Annotated in this window: 19 protein-coding genes; 10 read left to right on the forward strand and 9 right to left on the reverse strand. The window is 47.9% G+C overall.

All coding sequences use genetic code 11. The annotated features are described in order from the left end of the window. Window positions 1-94: 94 nt before the first annotated feature. A complete protein-coding gene (locus ABXS70_RS27300) occupies window positions 95-1324 on the reverse strand; it encodes an MFS transporter (protein ID WP_342553390.1) in 1230 nt (409 codons plus the stop codon). A 168-nt stretch (window positions 1325-1492) separates the two neighbouring features. On the opposite strand from ABXS70_RS27300, the gene ABXS70_RS27305 reads away from it, so the two are divergent. The 3 genes from ABXS70_RS27305 (at window position 1493) to ABXS70_RS27315 (ending at window position 3173) form a co-directional block, all read left to right on the forward strand. Next, window positions 1493-1891, forward strand: coding sequence for a winged helix-turn-helix transcriptional regulator (locus tag ABXS70_RS27305; protein ID WP_366292414.1), 399 nt, complete (start codon window positions 1493-1495; stop codon window positions 1889-1891). Further along, window positions 1888-2565 carry a TIGR00266 family protein gene (locus ABXS70_RS27310; RefSeq protein WP_342553388.1) on the forward strand — a complete coding sequence of 226 codons (678 nt, stop codon included), beginning with the start codon at window positions 1888-1890 and terminating at the stop codon, window positions 2563-2565. Before ABXS70_RS27305 ends, ABXS70_RS27310 begins: the two co-directional genes overlap by 4 nt. A 146-nt stretch (window positions 2566-2711) precedes the next feature. After that, on the forward strand, window positions 2712-3173 hold the full coding sequence (locus tag ABXS70_RS27315; protein ID WP_342553387.1) for a MarR family transcriptional regulator: 462 nt from the start codon (window positions 2712-2714) through the stop codon (window positions 3171-3173). Window positions 3174-3308: 135 nt separating this feature from the next. Here the strand turns inward: ABXS70_RS27315 and ABXS70_RS27320 are convergent, their stop codons facing one another. Further along, window positions 3309-4283 carry an aldo/keto reductase gene (locus ABXS70_RS27320; protein WP_342553386.1) on the reverse strand — a complete coding sequence of 325 codons (975 nt, stop codon included), beginning with the start codon at window positions 4281-4283 and terminating at the stop codon, window positions 3309-3311. A gap of 111 nt (window positions 4284-4394) precedes the next feature. On the opposite strand from ABXS70_RS27320, the gene ABXS70_RS27325 reads away from it, so the two are divergent. Next, a complete protein-coding gene (locus ABXS70_RS27325; protein ID WP_366292419.1) occupies window positions 4395-5441 on the forward strand; it encodes an LCP family protein in 1047 nt (348 codons plus the stop codon). Between the two features lie 147 nt (window positions 5442-5588). Here ABXS70_RS27325 and ABXS70_RS27330 read toward each other — a convergent pair whose 3' ends face one another. Beyond that, window positions 5589-6170 carry an AAA family ATPase gene (locus ABXS70_RS27330; protein ID WP_342553384.1) on the reverse strand — a complete coding sequence of 194 codons (582 nt, stop codon included), beginning with the start codon at window positions 6168-6170 and terminating at the stop codon, window positions 5589-5591. A gap of 308 nt (window positions 6171-6478) precedes the next feature. Here ABXS70_RS27330 and ABXS70_RS27335 point away from each other — a divergent pair, with 308 nt between their 5' ends. From ABXS70_RS27335 to ABXS70_RS27350, 4 genes are all read left to right on the forward strand, one after another. Then, window positions 6479-7276 (forward strand): IclR family transcriptional regulator, encoded by a 798-nt coding sequence (locus ABXS70_RS27335; protein ID WP_366292423.1) that lies wholly within the window; start codon window positions 6479-6481, stop codon window positions 7274-7276. Between the two features lie 66 nt (window positions 7277-7342). Next, complete coding sequence (locus ABXS70_RS27340) at window positions 7343-7987, forward strand: bifunctional 2-keto-4-hydroxyglutarate aldolase/2-keto-3-deoxy-6-phosphogluconate aldolase (protein WP_342553382.1); 645 nt, start codon at window positions 7343-7345, stop codon at window positions 7985-7987. A gap of 276 nt (window positions 7988-8263) precedes the next feature. Further along, on the forward strand, window positions 8264-9577 hold the full coding sequence (locus tag ABXS70_RS27345) for an MFS transporter (RefSeq protein ID WP_366292426.1): 1314 nt from the start codon (window positions 8264-8266) through the stop codon (window positions 9575-9577). Window positions 9578-9857: 280 nt separating this feature from the next. Beyond that, complete coding sequence (locus tag ABXS70_RS27350; protein WP_342553380.1) at window positions 9858-12464, forward strand: DUF2339 domain-containing protein; 2607 nt, start codon at window positions 9858-9860, stop codon at window positions 12462-12464. A gap of 107 nt (window positions 12465-12571) precedes the next feature. Here ABXS70_RS27350 and ABXS70_RS27355 read toward each other — a convergent pair whose 3' ends face one another. The 3 genes from ABXS70_RS27355 to ABXS70_RS27365 all read right to left on the reverse strand — a co-directional run bounded on the left by ABXS70_RS27355 (window position 12572) and on the right by ABXS70_RS27365 (window position 13878). Further along, window positions 12572-12919, reverse strand: a complete 348-nt coding sequence (locus tag ABXS70_RS27355) for a hypothetical protein (RefSeq protein ID WP_342553379.1) — start codon at window positions 12917-12919, stop codon at window positions 12572-12574. A 256-nt stretch (window positions 12920-13175) separates the two neighbouring features. Beyond that, complete coding sequence (locus ABXS70_RS27360; protein WP_342553378.1) at window positions 13176-13601, reverse strand: hypothetical protein; 426 nt, start codon at window positions 13599-13601, stop codon at window positions 13176-13178. Window positions 13602-13722: 121 nt separating this feature from the next. Continuing rightward, on the reverse strand, window positions 13723-13878 hold the full coding sequence (locus ABXS70_RS27365; protein ID WP_366292431.1) for a hypothetical protein: 156 nt from the start codon (window positions 13876-13878) through the stop codon (window positions 13723-13725). Window positions 13879-14112: 234 nt separating this feature from the next. Between ABXS70_RS27365 and ABXS70_RS27370 the strand changes: the two genes are divergently transcribed. Continuing rightward, window positions 14113-14790 carry an FHA domain-containing protein gene (locus ABXS70_RS27370; protein ID WP_366292434.1) on the forward strand — a complete coding sequence of 226 codons (678 nt, stop codon included), beginning with the start codon at window positions 14113-14115 and terminating at the stop codon, window positions 14788-14790. A gap of 106 nt (window positions 14791-14896) precedes the next feature. Further along, on the forward strand, window positions 14897-15475 hold the full coding sequence (locus tag ABXS70_RS27375) for a class I SAM-dependent methyltransferase (protein WP_342553376.1): 579 nt from the start codon (window positions 14897-14899) through the stop codon (window positions 15473-15475). 166 nt (window positions 15476-15641) lie between these two features. Here ABXS70_RS27375 and ABXS70_RS27380 read toward each other — a convergent pair whose 3' ends face one another. The 3 genes from ABXS70_RS27380 to ABXS70_RS27390 all read right to left on the reverse strand — a co-directional run bounded on the left by ABXS70_RS27380 (window position 15642) and on the right by ABXS70_RS27390 (window position 19139). Beyond that, complete coding sequence (locus tag ABXS70_RS27380; RefSeq protein WP_342553375.1) at window positions 15642-16202, reverse strand: YdcF family protein; 561 nt, start codon at window positions 16200-16202, stop codon at window positions 15642-15644. A 149-nt stretch (window positions 16203-16351) separates the two neighbouring features. Continuing rightward, window positions 16352-16552 carry a hypothetical protein gene (locus ABXS70_RS27385; protein WP_342553374.1) on the reverse strand — a complete coding sequence of 67 codons (201 nt, stop codon included), beginning with the start codon at window positions 16550-16552 and terminating at the stop codon, window positions 16352-16354. A gap of 274 nt (window positions 16553-16826) precedes the next feature. Then, window positions 16827-19139 carry a carbohydrate-binding domain-containing protein gene (locus ABXS70_RS27390; RefSeq protein ID WP_366292439.1) on the reverse strand — a complete coding sequence of 771 codons (2313 nt, stop codon included), beginning with the start codon at window positions 19137-19139 and terminating at the stop codon, window positions 16827-16829. Window positions 19140-19147: the final 8 nt, after the last annotated feature.

The raw sequence follows: 19147 nt of genomic DNA on the forward strand, positions 1-19147 counted from the left end.
TATAGTTACGTATATAGTCTGTCGAAATTGGATATGAAACCGGTTCCCGTTTCAGACTTTTTCTCTTCAACCAGAAGATAGCTGACTTAACGGGTTAAACTTTAATGAAGTTAGGCTCCCTTTTATCCAACTTGTCTGAATGCGCTGTGACCTGCTGTTCCAGATGTTTGGCCCATATCGTCAGCATTGCCGCAATGAGCACCATTAATGCACCAACCCAGGTGGTATGAATCAAACCGATGGAGTCATTAACTACGCCGCCCAGATAGGCACCTATAGCAATACCTGCATTAAAAGAGGCAATGTTAAAAGCAGAGGCGACATCCTTAGCCTGCGGTGCAAACCGTTCAGCGAGTGAAACAACAACCATCTGAAGACCAGGCACGTTCATAAAAGCCAGCAGCCCCATGCCCATAATGGTCAGCAGTGCGGTCCATTTGAAGGGGAGGGTAAAGTATAACACACTCAGTATGATGGTCTGTACTATGAACATGTAGAGAAGGGACTTCAGCGGATTACGGTTGGCAGCCCTCCCTCCAATCATATTGCCAATGGCAATAGCGACACCGTACAGCAGCAGAATGAAAGCCGTCGTTTTGTCTGAGTACCCGCTGATGTCATGCAGCAGCGGAGACAGATACGTGAATACAACAAACGTTCCTCCATAACCTACCGCTGTGATGGTAAAGGCAAGCAGGAGCCGTCCGTTCGTTACCAGCCTCACCTGATTTCGAAATGCAGTACGAGTTCCGCGCTGTAACGCAGAAGGGACCAGCAGCAGGTTGGCTGTCCACGCAAGGACCCCGACAGCTGCGATCAGGATAAAGGCAGCACGCCAGCCCAAGTGCTGGCCTATGAACGTACCGAAAGGCACACCGGTTACCGTTGCAATGGTTAGTCCCGAGAACATGGTGGCAATTGCACTTGCTCTGCGGTCAGCAGGCACCAGGTCGGCGGCTATGGTGGAGCCAATCGACATGAATAAGCCATGTGCCAGAGCCGATATTACCCGTGCGATGAGCAGCATGGTAATCCCGGTGGATAGTGAAGCCAGCGTACTGCCTGCTGTGAAAACCAGCATGATGACCAGCAGCAGCGTTTTGCGTGATATGGCTGCTGTCAGTGAAGTAAGGATTGGCGCACCGAACATGACGCCCAAAGCATATATGGTAACGGTCAGACCCGCTGAAGTTACGGAAATATGAAGATCGTCTGCGATCAACGGTAGGAGTCCTACACTGATGAATTCGGCTGTACCGATCGCAAACGCGCTGATTGCCAGTGCCAGCAGCGCCCAAGTGCTGTGTTTTGCCTCATGATGCATGTTCTGTTCAACTCCTAGAATGTAGATTTGCTTACCGGCAAATGCTATTATGAATTATTCGGTATAACATGGCTAGTACGTACTTTTTAGTACCCTACGTACTTTTTGGTGCCCATACATTAGCATAAACGGAACGAGCGAACTTGATTAAGGAGGAAGAAGGTCATCATGGAGCGTAAAAAATACAATATTTCGGTGGAAGCTACGCTGGAAGTCATTGGCGGCAAATGGAAATGTGTCATTCTCTGTCATCTGACTCATGGCAAAAAACGGACAAGTGATCTAAAGCGGATTATGCCGGCCATCACCCAGAAGATGCTGACACAGCAGCTGCGTGAACTGGAGAATGACGGCATTGTAAAACGAATAGTATACAATCAGGTCCCACCCAAGGTAGAGTATGAATTAAGTGAATACGGATGGAGCCTGGAGCCGATTCTGAACGCACTTTGTCATTGGGGAGACCAGCATATTATTAAAGAATACGGCGACAAAGCAGCCGTGCTGGAAGATAACGGCCTCAACGATTTTAAGACTGATCATCACAGGGAGCTGATGAAACCGTGAGATACGAAATTCTATACGATGGTGCATTTGCTATGCTCAAGGTAGAATTGCAGCGTGGCGAGCGTTTCAAGGCTGAAAGTGGAGCCATGGTATCCATGTCACCAACAGTTGAACTTAAAGGATCAGCAGAAGGCGGTATGTTTGCCGGATTTGGACGTATGCTGAGCGGGGAGAAATTTTTCTTTCAGGAATTGGCGGCAGCTGGAGGAAGTTCAGAAGTTTTGTTATCTCCATCAACCATGGGCGGCATAGAGGCCATAGAACTGGATGGGTCATACTCTTTGTATGTACAGAAAGACGGGTTTTTGGCGGGAACGGAAGGCATTCAGGTTAACACCAAAATGCAAAATTTGAAAAAAGGTCTTTTTTCCGGAGAAGGCTTCTTTATTATAGAAATCAGTGGGCGAGGCACTGTGTTCCTATCTTCTTATGGTGCGATCCACCCCATACATCTGGCTGAAGGCGAAGAGGTCATTGTGGACAATGCACATCTGGTGGCATGGCCCCATTATGTCAATTATCGGATCGAAAAAGCATCACAAGGCTGGTTGTCCAGTGTGACGAGTGGTGAAGGTTTGGTCTGCCGTTTCCGCGGAGAAGGCACCATCCTGATCCAGAGCCGAAATCCGCAGGGATTTGGTCAATGGGTGAAGCAGTTTATTCCTACACGATAAATAAAATATAACATTTTTTTTTCATAGATCAGTATCTAAAGCTGCAGCGGATGCGTGTTGTGAAGCGTTAGTATAACAGATTCGTTATACAATGGATGATACACACATCTCTGCAGCACAAGATCGTACATCACGGAGGTATAAGAATGAAAAGTTCACGATACACCAATCCGCAAGATAGTCCAGGGTACCTGTTATGGCAGGTGACGACGATGTGGCAGAAGGAAGTACGCAGGGTGCTGGAACCACTCAATCTGACACAACCTCAATTTATTTTACTGCATACTTGTTTATGGCTTAATGAACGTGACGTGGAAGGTAAGGGAGTTACCCAGGTCCAGATTGCCCAATTTGCCAATGTAGACGTTAATGTTACCTCTCAGGTTCTTCGCGCTCTTGAGAAGAGAGGATACATTACGCGTGCTCGTCATCAGACAGATACACGGGCCAATATTATTACGACGACGCCTGAAGGCACAAAGCTGGCGATTGAAGGGATGAACCTCGTGGAAGAGTCCGACAAAAACTTCTTCGAGCTTCTTGCTGATCGCAGAGAGGGTTACATGGAAATTATGCAGGAATTTATCCGGCATAAAACAGACCATTAATGCTCCATTGTTATTCATCAACAAGTTACGTTTGATTAGGGCGATTCATCATATAGGTTGTGCGAAAAATGACGAAAAATGAAATAAACCTCCCTGACCCTATATGGTCGGAAGGTTTATTTGTCATTAGGCGATCTATTCCAGCCTGTAGGAAGCAAACGGCTTGCCGTGGCGGAATTGCTGGCTGATCTGATCCAGTTCATCCAGCAGTTCAGGTGGAAGCTTTAGATCAAGGCTGGCGAGATTATGCTCCAGCTGTTCAGTCCGGGTAGCTCCTACAATCACGGTCGATACTGCCGGGCGCGTCAGCAGCCAAGCGATCGACAGTACACTTGGAGAGCAGCCATAGGCATCTGCCTTGGCGCTTACCTGCTCGCTCAGCTGCATGTTGTGCTCGAGCAGGAAGCGGCTGAAGGTTGGGTCCGTGTCCGCTCTCGAACCAGAAGGTACGCTGGCCTGTCCGCTGTATTTCCCGGTCAGGATACCGCCAGCCAGCGGGAAATAAGGGATAATGCCTACGCCCTGATCAAGACAAAGCGGAACAAGTTCGTTCTCGGGTGTTCGATCGGCAAGCGAGTAGCTGGTTTGCGTGGAAATATACCGCGCGTATCCTCGCATTTCGCTGATGCCGAGGGCCTTCATCAGCTCCCAGGCGGCGTAGTTGGAGGCGCCAATGTAGCGCACTTTGCCGGACGTAATCATGTCATCCAGCGTGCGCAGTGTTTCATCCAGCGGGGTATGCGGGTCAAAGGTATGGATCTGGTACAGATCGACATAATCCGTCTGCAGACGCCGCAGGCTGTGTTCCAGCTCTTGCTGCAGATGGCAGCGCGAGGAACCGCGTCCATGAGGACCATCATGCCGGGGCAGGCCGGCTTTGGTTGCAAGCACAGCGTTTTCCCGTCGACCGACCAGTGCCTGTCCAATGATTCGTTCCGATTCCGTGCCAGCATAGATGTTGGCCGTGTCAATAAAGTTAATGCCTCGGTCCATTGCAGCATGAAGAATGCGGGTCGAAGCGGACTGATCTGCTCTTTTGCCAAATGCATTCGTGCCCAGCCCAAGTGCCGATACCCGCAGACCGCTGCTGCCTAAATGCCGATACTCCATCTCTCATCGCTCCTTCTATGTCCCTTGTTGTACAGCCGATTATAACGTAATCTATTGAAAACGTGTACTTAATATAGTTAAATGGATGAAGAAACCGCAACTAAAGGAGATATGATGGAAAACAGTGCTGCAAACTTAACTAGACGGAAGCCGAAAAAGTCGAAAAAAAATTGGAAGAAGCCGCTCATCATAACCCTCAGTATACTAATTGTGCTGGGAGGCCTCGGGTTTATTTTTCAAAAGGAACTTGTGAGGTTGGCCTTTAATATGTTCGCCTCAGGTACGGTGAAGGAAGCGCTGGACAAATCGTATAAAGCCGTTGGTAACGAAGAGGCTCCGGTCGTGGAGCATACCGATCCGTTCTCAATACTGCTGCTGGGTATCGATCAGCGCGATAATGAACCAAGCCGTTCAGACACCATTATTTATTCCGTCGTGCGTCCAGAGGACAATAAGGTGCTGCTGCTGTCCATTCCTCGTGACTCCTACACCGAAATTGTCGGTCGTGATGTGAAATCCAAAATCAACTCGGCCTATGCTCACGGCGAAGCCAAGATGGCCATTGACACGGTGGAGAAGCTGCTGGAGAACAAAGTAGATTTCTATGCGGCGATTAACTTTCACGGGTTGAAGGACATCGTAGATGCGGTTGGAGGCGTTGAGCTGCCGATCAAGAAAAACATAGAGAACAAACTTAAGATCCATGAGAAGTTATTCGTAGAGGCTAACAAACCGATCTATAACGGCGAAGAGGCCTTGGCTTATGTGCGCTACCGGGAGGATTCTGATTTTAACCGCACGATGCGTCATCGGATATTCCTGAGTGCATTCATGAATCGTGCGCTGGAGGTCAAAAATCTGACCAAAATCCCAGACGTCATCAAGATTGCCGGATCGAATTTTACAACAAATATGAAATCGGATTTTATCGTAGATTTTGCCGAGGCTTTATATATGAAAGACAGCATTCCAACCATCAGCAACTATATGCTGAAAGGGGACGGGAAGATGCGCAGTGGTACTTGGTATTATGATCTGTCCGAAGATGATCTGACCTATGTACGCGGCATGATTGCCAGCTGGCTGGACCCGAACACAACGCAGTTGATCGAGCCGGACACAAAGGATGAGGCGGACACGGCCGCTGAAACCAACTAGAACAGAAGAATGGTAAGGCAATTAATAGTAGAAGAACAGGAAAGTACACGGAGGTTCACACGCTCCGTGTACTTTTTTTATGGCATAATACGGTCACTTTACAGGCTGTGCCCTGCTGTCTTTCGTTCTCTTTGTAAATGTATGACATCATGTCAGCGATGCAGATAAGGGCAGCCGTGAAGTCAGTTGTCCAAGATCAAACTCCTCCGAGCTGTTATCTACGGTAATGAATTCGATATTTTCCCACACACAGCGATTGGCCTGCATTCCCTGGACAAAGGTATCCCAGTGATCCAGCTTCCATTGGTCTCGCTCCAAGCCCCGACTTTTGAGCCGCTGATGCAGAACCTCCACCTCCACATCAACTCGTATCACAACAGGAACAACCTCTGCCCATGCATATCTAGAGAGCAGCTGATGAATGTAATCGCTTTTATGAAAATAGCCAACAAAAGGCGCATCCAGAATGACCGATCTGCCTAATTGCAGATTGTCATTTGCTACGTTTAACAATGTTTCATACTCCAAATCCATGACGGTGTCGCGATAATAGGTGCCATCGCGGTCATGAGGGGAGAAGCCGTGTGCTTCCAGAAGCTTTCCCGTAAAGGTGTTGCACACCACATCTTTGTCCAGATAACAAAAGTGGTGCTCGGCAGCCAGTTTTTTGCCAATCGTTGATTTGCCCGAACCGGCAGAGCCAATCAGAAAAATCAGGATAGGTTTCATGAGAATTTCCCCCTATAAGTGATCCAGTTCCAGAGATCGTGGATAAGTTTTGTGCATGCGTAGTGAGTTCGAACATTCATCGGTTCGCATATACGAACTAAATTCGTGCTGGTGAACAGTCGCTTCTAGAGTATACTCTTTTTCGTGGAAATACAATCCCTTTTGAGGAAAAAGCATAAACAAAAAAAGTTTTAAGAAAGCGGTTGAAATTTCCCGAGGGGCTGATCTATAATGAGGGCATCGTTCGGTGATGTGAAATAAGTTCACATATACGAACTTCGACGTCGAAGCAGCGAAAAGGAGATAACATGGACAATATTCGCATGAATAAGTCTGCGGAGCGAGTTGCGGATTTACTCGTTTTATTTGCGAGGAGTGGTACTCCGTTAACACTGAATGAGATTTGCAAACATATGAACATGCCAAAGAGCAGTGGTTTCGAACTGGTACAAACCTTGCTGCATAAGGGTTTTGTTGAAATGGATGATGCGCGCCTCAAGACGTATCGTCTAGGCATCGCCGTGTTTGAGACGGGTATGGCTTATTTGTCCAACATGGGCGTTCCTCATATGGCCCGGCCTCTGCTTCAAGAGCTGAATCGTCAGACGGGAAGCACGGCTTTTCTTGGGATCGAGGATAAAGGTCGAATTGTATATCTGGATAAAGCAGAGAGTTATTCGGTCATGCGTCCAACAGCCAAGCTGGGCTCCCGCCGATATATGCATACGACGGGTTTGGGCAAAGCACTGCTTGCAGCCCTTCCGACCAGCAGGGTGATGGAGATTCTGGGAGAAGGCGAGATTCCGTCACGCACTTCCTACTCGAAAGTAACCATTCCTGATATTTTGCAGGATATGCAGGAGATTCGCGAGCGTGGTTACTCCATCGACGACCGGGAAGACCATCTGGAGATGTACTGTATTGGATCTGCTGTCTATGATCAGTGGAACGAGCCTGCAGCTGCAATCAGCGTGGCCAGCATGTACTCCACGATGACTCCGGAACGTGAGGCGAGCATTGTCAAACTGGTTAAGGAAGCGGCATGGAAGCTTTCAAGTCAGCTGGGTTACAGTGGTGATCGGTTATACCCTGGAATACAGGAGTAAACCGAAGCGAACATACCGAATATACAAGGTTTAACAATAGACAGATGGGCTGAGGAGGACATAGATATGTGGCGTAAGCTGGAGAATATGAACATCATTGCGGATACCGGTATTGTACTGATTATTCGATCAGAGAGTGAAGAAGAGGCGTTAGCTGTTGCCGAGGCGGCGATCGCAGGGGGCATTCGGGCGCTCGAGATTACGATGAGTGTGCCGGGTGCACTGGATGTTATTAAAGTTTTGTCCCGAAAATATTCATCCAAAGGGATTCTGATTGGTGCGGGTACCATTCTGGATGGAGAGACGGCGCGAGCTGCCATTTTGGCCGGTGCTGAAATGCTGGTAAGTCCGCAGCTTAATCCTGACATGATCAAAGTGGCCAATCGCTATCAGGCGGTTACGGTCAGTGGTGCATTCACGGCCAAGGAGATCGTGGAGACGCTTGAAGCGGGTGCAGATATTGTGAAGCTGTTCCCGGCAGAATCTGTGGGGCCGCAATATGTCAAAGCGATGTCTGCCCCTCTGCCTCAAGCAGCGATTGCACCTACGGGCGGAGTAACACCGCAAAATGTGCATGAATGGCTGGCAGCAGGTTGTGTTGGAGTTGGTGTGGGCAGCTACATTACCAAAGCCGCGAAGGATTCCGGTGATTATGGGAAAGTAACCAAGGCAGCTGAAGAGTTTCTGCAGGCCGTAAAGGCCGCACGCTGAGCTGCTTCAAATAGACCTATGAAATGAACGTACCGTGAGGTTCACAGCGATCAGGCATATAACCATCATGCCGGGCGTTGTGAACGCACAGGTCCGGAATAGATTTAGCTAATGAATGAAGAGATTCATTATTCAGTTATGAAAGCGTGTACTTCAATGGATTAATGCTTTTTAAAGGAGCAGAAGAGGCTTTCTGCAGTCTTTTATTTCCATATTTATTCATTATATATAATATGAGTAATTTAATATTTATATCTATGGAGGAGAGTGATTTTCATGGCAGTGTTAAAACCATCGCCATCCCCTGCCTCAGTCCCTCAAACCCCAAAAGTGGGTCTGAGATGGGGAATTATTCTGTTATTGCTGCTGGGTGCAGTCGTTAACTATTTGGATCGATCCAATCTAAGTATTGCCAATACAACCATTGCCGCAGAATTCGGGCTGTCTTCAACTCAGATGGGTTTGCTGTTATCAGCCTTTCTATGGCCGTATGCCTTAGCAAACCTGCCTGCCGGGTGGCTGGTAGATAAATTCGGTCCGAAAAAGATGTTTGCATGGGCATCAGGACTTTGGTCCATTGCGACCATACTGAGTGCGTTTACCAATACGTATTCGTTGTTATATGCAATGCGAATGCTTCTGGGTGTCTCCGAGTCCCCTTTTTTCACTTCAGGGCTGAAGGTAACAGAGCGCTGGTTTGCCAAAAGTGAGCGGGGCTTGCCGACCTCCATTATTAACACAGGCTCGCAGATTGCCAACGCAATCGCACCGCCGCTGCTGACCGTTCTGATGTTAACGATGACATGGAGAGGTATGTTCATCTTTGTGGGTGTTATTGGTCTGATTATCATGTTGATCTGGATCAAGGTATATCGTGATCCAACTTTTGCCGAGAAGCGGATGATCAAAGGGCCGGAAGCCGCCCCAGATCAAAGTGCCGACACGGACGAAACATCAGCCGCTGCAGCGCCCAAAGCAAACTGGGGTTCGTTATTCAAACATAAAAGCACCTGGTTTATGATTATCGGAAACTTCGGAATTATGTTTACCATCTGGGTATACCTGACTTGGCTTCCGAGCTACCTGGAGAAGGAGCAGGGCTTTACGCTGAAAGAGACAGGCTGGATTGCATCTATCCCGTTCGTAGCCGGAATTATCGGCGTGCTGCTTGGTGGATTTATTTCGGACTTTTTCATTCGAAAAGGGGTTAACGCGGTTACCTCACGAAAAGTTCCCATTGTCGGCGGAGCTATTCTGGCCGCGGCTTCAGTCGCCCCCATACCATTCATTGACAGTACAGTAGTAAGCATCATCCTGCTATCTGTAGGTTACTTTGCTTCTCAGCTGCCATCGGGTGTGATCTGGACACTGGCTGCAGATATTGCTCCGGGTGAACAAGTCGCTTCCTTGGGAGCCATTCAGAACTTCGGCGGATTTCTGGGAGCAGCACTTGCTCCGATTGTAACCGGATACATTTTGGATACGACAGGCAGTTTTAATAATGTATTTTTACTGGGGGCAGGACTGCTGCTCTTGGGGGCTGTTTCTTATGGTGTATTTTTGAAAAAGCCAATCGCTAAAGCTGCCTAATTAGGGATGTGGGATGATCTGTTCCCTTCGGTTATGCTGCCTTCTATTACAATAGAGATAATTAGATCGTATGATTAAAAAAGACATCAGCATTCTGTAGTATTTGTCAGTGTTATGGCAAATCGAGGCATGCTGATGCTTTTTTATTTGGAATCCACTGTTCATCATCCTGCATGATCTCCATGTCACCGTTTGAAAATCTATAATTATAGTCTCATTTTTTGGCATATCTATAGTAAAATATTGAAAAACATCATATGACAACCAATGGAGGATGTCCATGAACGAATTTAAGGATCGACTTAGGCAGGTTCAGGAGCAGCAGAAGCAGCTCGCCAAGGACTATCAGGCCTTGCTGCAGGAGTATCAATCCGATGACTTGACGGTTCGCAATGAACAACTGCTGGAGCAGACCGAAGCGCAGCAGCTCAAGCTGCATCAGTTGGAACAGCGTGCACGCCAGATGGAAGAGGAAAATGCGCGTCTGCGTATCGCATTGTCCGAACAGATGCTGGATGAAAAGCTGAATCTGATCCGGGTATCAAGGGAGAAGATGGAGACGTATTTTCAAGGCAAAACAGCCGAGCATAATGATCATATCAGCTATTTTGAACATCGAACAAAATCGAATCTGAACGCTCTTTTCAACAAGGCTTCCCAGCATCTGCAGGAGGATGCGGCCGAGATGAAGGAGCGGATTGCCTATCTGGCATCCGAGGTGAATGCAAGGATTGAACTGCACAGGCAGACCGTATGGGAGCGAGCCGAGGCTGTGCGCGGGCAGATGCAGCATGGTTATGAGCAGATGGCCGAGGAAGAGCTGAGCGAGGAAACGATGCAGCGCCGGATTAAGCAGAACCGAATGGAGATGCGCATTGGACTCAGCTGGATTAACAAAGTGGCCATCCTGCTCCTTATACTGGGAGTCGGTGCAGCTTTTCAATATTCATATTCCACATGGTTTAGCGATGAGATGAAGGGTTTAGGCTTCTTCCTGCTCGGCATATTGATGCTTGCAGGCGGTGAGTGGCTGTTTCGCCGTAAGCAGAAAACATTTGCGATGGGACTGCTCGGCGGAGGCATCTCTGTGCTGTTCGGTTCTATTTTCTACAGTTACTTCCTGCTGCATATCATCGGGCTGTATACGGGATTGGGCTTATCTGTACTGATATCGGCCGTCTCCGTATTGTTGTCCTTGAGGTATCAGTCTAAAACGATCTGCTCCTTTGGTCTTGTGGGCGGATATCTGCCTTTCTTTTCTTACATGTTCACCTTTGGATTGGAAGGGACAGCAGTCTATACCGCGATGATCTATCTGCTGCTTCTGAACGGTATTATTGTATTCATATCCTTTGGCCAGCGTTGGCCGGTGGTGCATTACATCAGCTTCCTGCTGCACACGCCGTCCATGCTGATTCTGTTATGGCTGTCACCAAATGAACAGGTGGGGATGCTCTATTCTGTGGTAACGTTTGCATTGTATCTTGGTATTACGCTCGCATATCCGTTTAAGCACCGGGTGAAGTTAACCTGGTGGGATTTTGCTTTGTTAGCGATGAATACGAGCTTAAGCTGTCTCGTCTTATATGTGCTGTTTGATGCAGCGGGCTGGAATAATGCGCAGGGCTTACTCGCCGTTATTTTTGCACTCGTATATGTAGGACTCGCCCGCTTCGTTCAGCGCTTTATGGCGCAGGAGAAACAGACGATCCTGCTTTTTTATCTCACGTCACTTACCTTCACCATCCTGCTCATTCCATTCCAGTTTGGTTCCAGATGGCTGTCGATGGGCTGGTTGATTGAAGGCGTGCTGCTCGTTACATTTGGACATTTCAGAAAATTTAAGGCAGTCGAACGTGCAGGCTGGGGCATTGTGCTCCTGTGTATCATGATCTTTGTACAATATGATCTGCTGTCCTTATTCTTTGTAGGGGAACAGTCGTACTTCATGTTAAAATACTCCAGTCTTACGCTCGGCACCCTGCTTATCACCCTCTATTATGTCTGGGCGCTGCGCGGCAGCTCCTCCGCAGGAACTGGAGCAAAGTTCAGTTATGCCTCGTGGGAGCGTGGTTTTCTGGATGGGTTCAGATATGTGACCCTTGTGAACGTGTGGTTATACGTGCTCTATGAATCGAATGAACTGTATGTAAGGGCAGTTGATGAAACGTTCCTGCTGTACATGTTCTACAAACTGCTTCTGTTTGCGGCACTGACAATTGCACTGGGGTATGGACTAGGTAAAGTGAAGCTGCTCCGTGATCCGTTCCTACGAGGGTACATACTCTTTTTACATGCAGTCGGATGCTGCATCGCGCTGGCAGTGACCTTGACGATGCCTGCACTGCAGCCGGGGGTAGAGCAGCATACGGCGGCCGAAATTGTCGGGCTGCTGGTGTTAATTATTTTCAATGCAGGTGTGTTCTTCGCGGGAAGGGATCTGCTCATAGCGGGTATCCGTGGTCAGTTCAAAAGTGTCGAGTGGTATCCGGTCATTGCGGGAATCTATCTGCTTGGTATCATCACCGTGTTCCTGACGATCCAGTTCCAGTGGGGTGATGTGGGACTTATGTTCAGTCTGATCTATCTGGTGCTGGCGATTCTTTATATTGCCTACGGGTTCCGCCGAAAATATGTCATGATTCGGCGCCTCGGCTTGGGGTTGACGCTGTTCGCCACAGGTAAGATGGTGTTCTACGACGTGAGTCTGCTGACCGCAGGCAGCAAAATCTTCGCCTATTTCAGCTTTGGTGTGCTGCTGCTGGGCATCTCTTACCTGTATCAGAAGGTATCCAGCCGGATGGAGGAGATCCAGTCGAAGGAACGCGCGGCAGCTGCATCATCAGATACATCCCTCGACTCGGATGATGGACAGAATCAGAATTGATGTAAGCATACAGCAAGTATCGAAGTAAATCATTTGGAAAAACGCTGTGCTTATTACGCTGTATACTTCGTTGAACGTTGTAGAAGGACTCTGGAATTGAGAGGATTTCAGAGTCCTTTTTTATTAAAATCATCGTTGTAGATGATTTCCTCCACAACCTGGAACCCTTTCGCGTCCCCATTCAGATAGCCCCGCTCATAAAAGTCGATTCCGTCCAGTGTGATGCTTACGGCGACCATCTCAGGATTGCTCTCTAAGGGCTGTGCATGGAGGTATCCTTTATCCAGCAGATAGGATATCGCTCTGTGCTTTTCAATATGTTCTGTTTGATAAAATTGCTCCTTGGGAGCAAGAAGAGATGGATTCGTAGTAAACCATGCGCTATAAAATTCACCCGTAATATCATATCTCTCCTGAATTCGCTCTTTGATCTGTATCTCAAGTTCATCTAACATGGTATTCACCTCTTATAAAGGATAGGACATTTTCTTAATGATCATCACTATGAGTCGATCCTGTATGTATAACTTACCACAATAAAGAAGGGGAGTGACATTTGAAGGAGTTGGATGTGGATCGTGAACATACCTGAGGACAAACGAGAACCGGAAGCTTTAACCTGCATCACATTGCTCATCAGTGCAGGGTTTATTAGCATTGGTAGATACCTGCAGATGCTGTTTTTATATTTTTTGAGACTGCGCAGTCGAGCTATTCGATTCTATTGTACAGTTCAGTCATCAGATCTGCTAATTCATCCTGCGGCTCGATTCGCTGCTGATTGATATTGGTGGGTGTCATCCAAAAGACAACCTCTTCCTGCCTAAACATCCTCACATGGAACAAAACTCCTGATGTATCTTCCTGGTCTGGATTCGGGATGATGTTTAAGTACCGTACCTTTTCAATCCAGTCATGCATCAGCTTTGGATCGGCAGTCCGTTTGGCAGTACCATCACTGCCGCTCCTGATTTCAATGGAATCCACCTCGGTGATGCTGGCGGGATAGAATGTTTCCAGTTTTTTTGGTGTTTTATTTAACTTCGCTGAATTGGGCAGATCAGAGCTTTGGCAGCTGCTGAGAAGCAAAGCAGCAAAGAGTGCACATGTAATGACGTTAAGCCGGTTTCTTTTCACCGTAATCCCTCCCCATTCGTCTGTAAAACGAAGGATGTTTAGAAATGTTCTGCACTGCATAGATGACATTCGTGAAACGTTTTGCTTCAGAGTCGCGTTTATAATAAATAAGCTGCTGTTTTTAAGGGTGGTTGTTCGTTTGAAGCCATGAAACCTCGGAGGCAGCTGTACCTTGTGGTACTTCACCGCCATTATCACTCACACGAGACAGTATGGTCAGGGTGATGGATAGAGCAAAAGCGAGCAGCATATATATCAACATGTTTTTTTTCTTCATGGGAAATACCTCTCTTGTTGAATAAGCTAAAGCGTTCTTACGTACGGCTGTTATGAGAAAAAAAGCACAACGTCTGGTATAGTAATAGGGTAAGTCATGTATGTTTAAATCTGTGGTGGTCCTGTATATCACTATATGAAATGTCAAACATGCAAACAATGGAACAAATCTGATGAATTTATCAGTATCGAATGAAAAGATAGAGATTGAGTGACATCAAAGGTGGGGAATAACATGCGGGAGACGGCAAAAATCGTCATTCGTACGCCGGGACAGGAGAGCGATGGTTCATTCGCTTTTGTGAGCCAAGGCCGCTCGATTACGGTGGGGCGCTACACAGGTGTTAGTGAACTGGACTTGTCCATCTATAATCAGATGATATCGAAGCAGCACTGCCGCATTCATTATGACACGAAAGAACAGCTCTGGGTCGAGGATCTGGATAGCAAAAATGGAACCGAACTCAACGGGCAGCGTCTCGTTCCATATGAGAAATACCCGTTTGGCGAAGGGGACAGCCTGACACTGGTTAACGGTCTGATCCACCTTCGGGTGGAAGGCGATCTGGGAGAAACGAGAGAATATCGTTTATCCGATCTGCTTGGCGAGGGTGTACGTCTGCAGGACCACCTGCAGACAGTGCAGGTGAACGAGGACGAAATTCCGCTATCCAAAAAAGAGTACCAACTGTTCAAGCTGCTGTACAGTGAACTGGACCATTTTGTAACGAGAGAGCAGATCATTGCTCAGGTGTGGCCGGAACGCAGCATGCTGGAGAGTGAGCCGGTAGGTATCGACGAAATCAACTCGCTGATTTATCGCACGAATCGCAAGCTTGGTATTCATTTTACGATTAAATCCGTGTACAAAAAGGGTGTATACATGAAGTCTCATGTTGGCGAGACGGATTAAAGGGATGATCAGGACGATCACGGTGATTAGAATTAAAAAAAACAGACAAAGGGAAGCTATCGCGCGATCATAGACCGCCGAAGCTTCCCTTTGTTATGATGAGGGCATGATGATTATTCAATATATTCCGTGGCTCATCGCTGTATTGACGCTAATCGCAGTTGTGTGGATTGTCGTGGTAAGCTGGCAGAATGGAATCTCACCCATGCCTACCTCTCGCCCGGTCAGGCAGGTGGTGATTCAGGAGGTCAACCGCATATCAGGTTATGCTGATATTATCGAAGCCGGCTCGGGGTGGGGGACACTTGGTATGGATGTGGTGAAGCATTGTCCGGGCAAAAGATTGACCGGCATCGAAAATTCACTCATTCCCTTGTGGACTTCTCAAGGGCTGACATGGCTCAGTATATGGCTCCGCCGTGCCGGAGGGAGACAGCATTCGTTGAAAGGGCGTCTGCGCTTCATTCGCGGCAGCATCTACACCTGCTCCTATGCGCATGCTGACTGTGTGATTTGTTATCTGTTTCCGGGTGCGATGACTCGGATCGAGGACAAGTTCCAACGTGAGCTGCCGCCGGGTGCGAAGGTGATCAGCGTCTGTTTTGCACTGCCAGGCAAAGAACCGCTGCGTGTAATCACCTGCCGTGATGCCCTGCGAACCAAGGTGTATGTGTATGCCTTTTGAGATGTTTCGTGTAGAGCAGGATTAGAAAACAGAAAACATCCGCACAGCTCAGGTGTTAGTGTAAAAGGGTGTTTTCGGAGAAAATCCTGCTGCGCTGACGGTTGGTTTACCCAGAAAGCGAGCATATAGCTGTGCGCTGGCGGCATGGTTAGACGAATATGTACCATTAGCTTGGAGGGTTCACCCAATTCGGTATATGATGAGCAAAATATTGGCCTATCTTGGTCAGCTCTTTCATCACGGGAGCAATTTTCTTATCATCAAAGAACCAATTGTCTTTGGTAATCCCGCTCTTATCTGTTACAGGTTTCACATAGAAAGAAGTCTCGTTAAAAACAGTCTGATACGTCAGTAAGGCACGGCGTGCATGGTGTGATTTGCAAACTAATATCGCTTTAGCATGTTTAATCCCCATTTGTTGAAGGACATTCTTCGAGAATCTTGAATTTTCAAAGGTGTTTGCAGCCTGATCTTCACGTAAAATGGCTGTTTCGGGTACACCTAATTCTATTCCGGTGTCGCGAAGAAATTCCCATTCTGTTGCTGGAACATTTGGTGTTGAGCCGCCTGAGGGCAGGATGTAAGGTGCAAAACCTGAATGATACAGCTCAGCCGCACTTTCCATCAACTGCGGATGGCTCCCCCCAGGAATCAGGATCACATCAGCGGTTTCTATGTTGGTTTCGAAGAACATAAACTCGGTAATGCAGTCGAATGGATATGACATTTTTATGATCCTCCTATTATAAGTATGACTCTTCCAAACCGGAGAGGAAGCGAACCCCTAGAGAGAATTGACCGTCCTTATATTTGGGGAAGACAGTAGATGATCATGCCTCACGTTCTAATTGTCAGCGATTTTGAATCAATCTCCTGTTAACGATCTCCAGAGAGGTTATCCAGCTGGATATGTCCTTTATTGTTAGGCCACCATTTTTTCGCTACAAAAGCTGTGACTTTCTCGTTTTGATAGATAATATCCTCTCGCTTGGTTCCCTGATTCGGCTGCTCGATTCCCCAAATACTGCAGAATGGACATTCATACCCTTCAGGTTGATGTGTAACAGGGGCTATCATATCTCAATCGAACTCCCTTCATATCTTGAATAAATAAGGTATGCTCACCTGTGCTGCGAGCCGCAGTTAACCGAAAACCAGCCAAAGCTCAATTTATATTATATATCCATATTCGTGTTAGGTTGACAGGTTCCTGTTGTGTGGTCTACTTTCCCCATAAGAAAAACAAGCAAAGTCCGGCTCCAGTTTCACCTTGATTGTGAAGTCAGAGCCGGACTTTTTAAATTTGCGCAGGTCAGGGCAGGTTTGCCCTTGACTCAATCTGCATATTCAGTTACTTTGTCGAATCCGTAGTTCCTGTTGTGCTTGTCGAACCCGTTGTGTCTGTAGATGTACCGGATTGCGAACGATTTCTTCCACCGCCGAATCCGCCTTGTCCACCTCCATTGCCGCCGCCAAAACCACCCATTCCTGAGCGGGCTGTTGTCACGCCCGATTCATTCACCCAAGTTACATTGCTTGTGGACTGGAATGCAGCAAGTTGAGTTCCTCCGCTATAGGTACCGCCAGTATAGAGTCCATCTACTGCTTTGCCTGTCGATGTTCCGCCAGAGAAGATGACGTAAGATCCATCTTTTGCGAGATCAGGCGAGCTGACCACTACAGTTTGATAATCTTTTGCAGGTGCAAATGTCAGAATGTTATTGCTTTTGCTGTCTTGAACATGAACCAGCGTTCCAGCCTTTTTTGTCTCAGGGAAGGTCATCACAATTGTATTTTGCGTTGAAGCATCGGAAGAACCTTGCGCCATGCCAGAACTTCCCGCAGCCACCAGATATCCGCCGCTGATTACAAATGTGCCGTCATAATCCAGCGCACCGTTACCGTTATTCGTTGGTCCATTCACGATAACCGTTCCGCCCGTCATTGTGATGGAGCCATTGGCGTCCAGGCCGTCACCGCCAGCATTTACGGTTAGGGAGCCGCCGTTGATGTGAAGCTCGTTATTGCTGGATGATTTGCCTGCCATACCGCCAGGGCCACGGTTTTGCTGGCTTGCATCTGTTCCTTGTGTCGCCGTGCCGGTTGTTGAAGTGGATTCTGTTGTTCCAGTAGTTGCTTTGCTCGTTGTTGAGGCTTCGGCTGTTGTATTAGCCGTTTCTGTCTCACCGCCAGCGGCGTTCACACCGTCATCTGATGCCGTTACGTCTACATCCCCATCATTCAGGGTAATAATTGCCCCTTCGAGTCCTTCGTAACTCTTCGAAATGGTGATGGTCCCACCGTTAACGGTCAGCAACCGATCGGCATGAATGCCGTCATCTCCGGACTGTATTTTGAAGGTTCCGTTGTTTACTGTCACATTGCTGTTGCTGTGCAGGGAATCATCCATAGAGTCAATCGTGTATGTTCCGCCATTTACCCTGAGATCGGTTCCTGCTTTAAGTGCTTTGGCACTTATGGACGCTTCCTCTGCTTCAGTGCTGGATGCATTCGTACTCGTACCTGCATCTGCTTGTGTACCTGTGTTCGAGCCATTGCTATCTGTCATCGCTGGCATATCAGCAGGCGGTTCACCGTCTGGCGTTGTACCTATATCGGTCGGAGGCGTACCGCCATTCATTGCATCATCACCACCGAAGCCGCCACGGCTTCTGCCAAAGCCAATGCCTCCTCCGGGACCCTGCTCAACCTTGGCTGGTGCATTCGCACTGCCGCCGGCTGTCACGATGTTATACGTACCGCCATCGGTGACCAGTGCGGTTTCTGCCTGAATGCCGTCGCTGCCGCTCTGGATGTTGAAGGTACCGTCTGCGATTGCGACAAATCCTTTGCTGGCATCGGTATCATTGGTTGATTTAATACCGTCTCCTGCTGCCTCGACAGTAATGGTGCCTGCTTGAATGGCAACCATGTCTTTTCCTTTGATGCCGTCATCGGCAGCTTTGACGTTGATTGTACCGCTGATGATTTTTAGATCATCTTTGCTTGTGATTCCTTCATTATAGCTGCCTGTAACGGTCAATTGACCTGCACCGTTAAACGTAAGATCAGCTTTGCTAAAGATGGCCGCATCTGGCTCATCGGTGCTGCTGTCGGTATATACGTATGTTTTACCGTCGGAAACGGCGTTTTTGGTTCCTTTTTCAAGCGTAATCACCGCTTTGCCTGCCTTTTGAATGTAGATTCCTGCACTGTCATTGTCATGAATAGTTGCGCCGTTCAACACGAGATGTACCACGCCTTTATCGGCGACATTGACCACGATTTGGCCGTTGGTTAGCTCACCGCTCAACACATAAGTGCCTGCTTCGGAGATCGTAACTGATCCGTTTGCTGCCTTTGCACCCGAACCGGTTACAGTTGCCATAGTCCCACTCAGCTTGATCATGGTCGAATCCGCTTCAGTCCAGCTGACATTCGTATCATCGGCATCGAGTGATACCAGATCGGCATACTTCACGGACGTAGACTCGCTGACGGATACGATTTTAGTAGTTCCTGTTGTGGAGACGGCTGCATTTGCTGTGCTGCTTGTCGTTGTCGGAGCACTGCATGCTGCGAGCAGACTGGTAATCATGGCGATGGACCACAGTTTGCTGCCTGTCATCATGTTTTTACGTTTCTGAGCATTTTTTTTCATCATATATATCG

The organism is Paenibacillus sp. AN1007 (genome assembly GCF_040702995.1).
Classification (GTDB): Bacteria; Bacillota; Bacilli; order Paenibacillales; family Paenibacillaceae; genus Paenibacillus.

Coding starts and splice junctions, on each gene's coding strand:
- ABXS70_RS27305 (WP_366292414.1), top strand. CDS start 1,493: ATGGAGCGTAAAAAATACAATATTTCGGTGGAAGCTACGCTGGAAGTC.
- ABXS70_RS27350 (WP_342553380.1), top strand. CDS start 9,858: ATGAACGAATTTAAGGATCGACTTAGGCAGGTTCAGGAGCAGCAGAAG.
- ABXS70_RS27375 (WP_342553376.1), top strand. CDS start 14,897: ATGATGATTATTCAATATATTCCGTGGCTCATCGCTGTATTGACGCTA.
- ABXS70_RS27390 (WP_366292439.1), bottom strand. CDS start 19,139: ATGATGAAAAAAAATGCTCAGAAACGTAAAAACATGATGACAGGCAGC.
- ABXS70_RS27335 (WP_366292423.1), top strand. CDS start 6,479: ATGGACAATATTCGCATGAATAAGTCTGCGGAGCGAGTTGCGGATTTA.
- ABXS70_RS27385 (WP_342553374.1), bottom strand. CDS start 16,552: ATGATAGCCCCTGTTACACATCAACCTGAAGGGTATGAATGTCCATTC.
- ABXS70_RS27300 (WP_342553390.1), bottom strand. CDS start 1,324: ATGCATCATGAGGCAAAACACAGCACTTGGGCGCTGCTGGCACTGGCA.
- ABXS70_RS27315 (WP_342553387.1), top strand. CDS start 2,712: ATGAAAAGTTCACGATACACCAATCCGCAAGATAGTCCAGGGTACCTG.
- ABXS70_RS27370 (WP_366292434.1), top strand. CDS start 14,113: ATGCGGGAGACGGCAAAAATCGTCATTCGTACGCCGGGACAGGAGAGC.
- ABXS70_RS27340 (WP_342553382.1), top strand. CDS start 7,343: ATGTGGCGTAAGCTGGAGAATATGAACATCATTGCGGATACCGGTATT.
- ABXS70_RS27355 (WP_342553379.1), bottom strand. CDS start 12,919: ATGTTAGATGAACTTGAGATACAGATCAAAGAGCGAATTCAGGAGAGA.
- ABXS70_RS27320 (WP_342553386.1), bottom strand. CDS start 4,283: ATGGAGTATCGGCATTTAGGCAGCAGCGGTCTGCGGGTATCGGCACTT.
- ABXS70_RS27325 (WP_366292419.1), top strand. CDS start 4,395: ATGATGGAAAACAGTGCTGCAAACTTAACTAGACGGAAGCCGAAAAAG.
- ABXS70_RS27345 (WP_366292426.1), top strand. CDS start 8,264: ATGGCAGTGTTAAAACCATCGCCATCCCCTGCCTCAGTCCCTCAAACC.
- ABXS70_RS27330 (WP_342553384.1), bottom strand. CDS start 6,170: ATGAAACCTATCCTGATTTTTCTGATTGGCTCTGCCGGTTCGGGCAAA.
- ABXS70_RS27365 (WP_366292431.1), bottom strand. CDS start 13,878: ATGAAGAAAAAAAACATGTTGATATATATGCTGCTCGCTTTTGCTCTA.
- ABXS70_RS27380 (WP_342553375.1), bottom strand. CDS start 16,202: ATGTCATATCCATTCGACTGCATTACCGAGTTTATGTTCTTCGAAACC.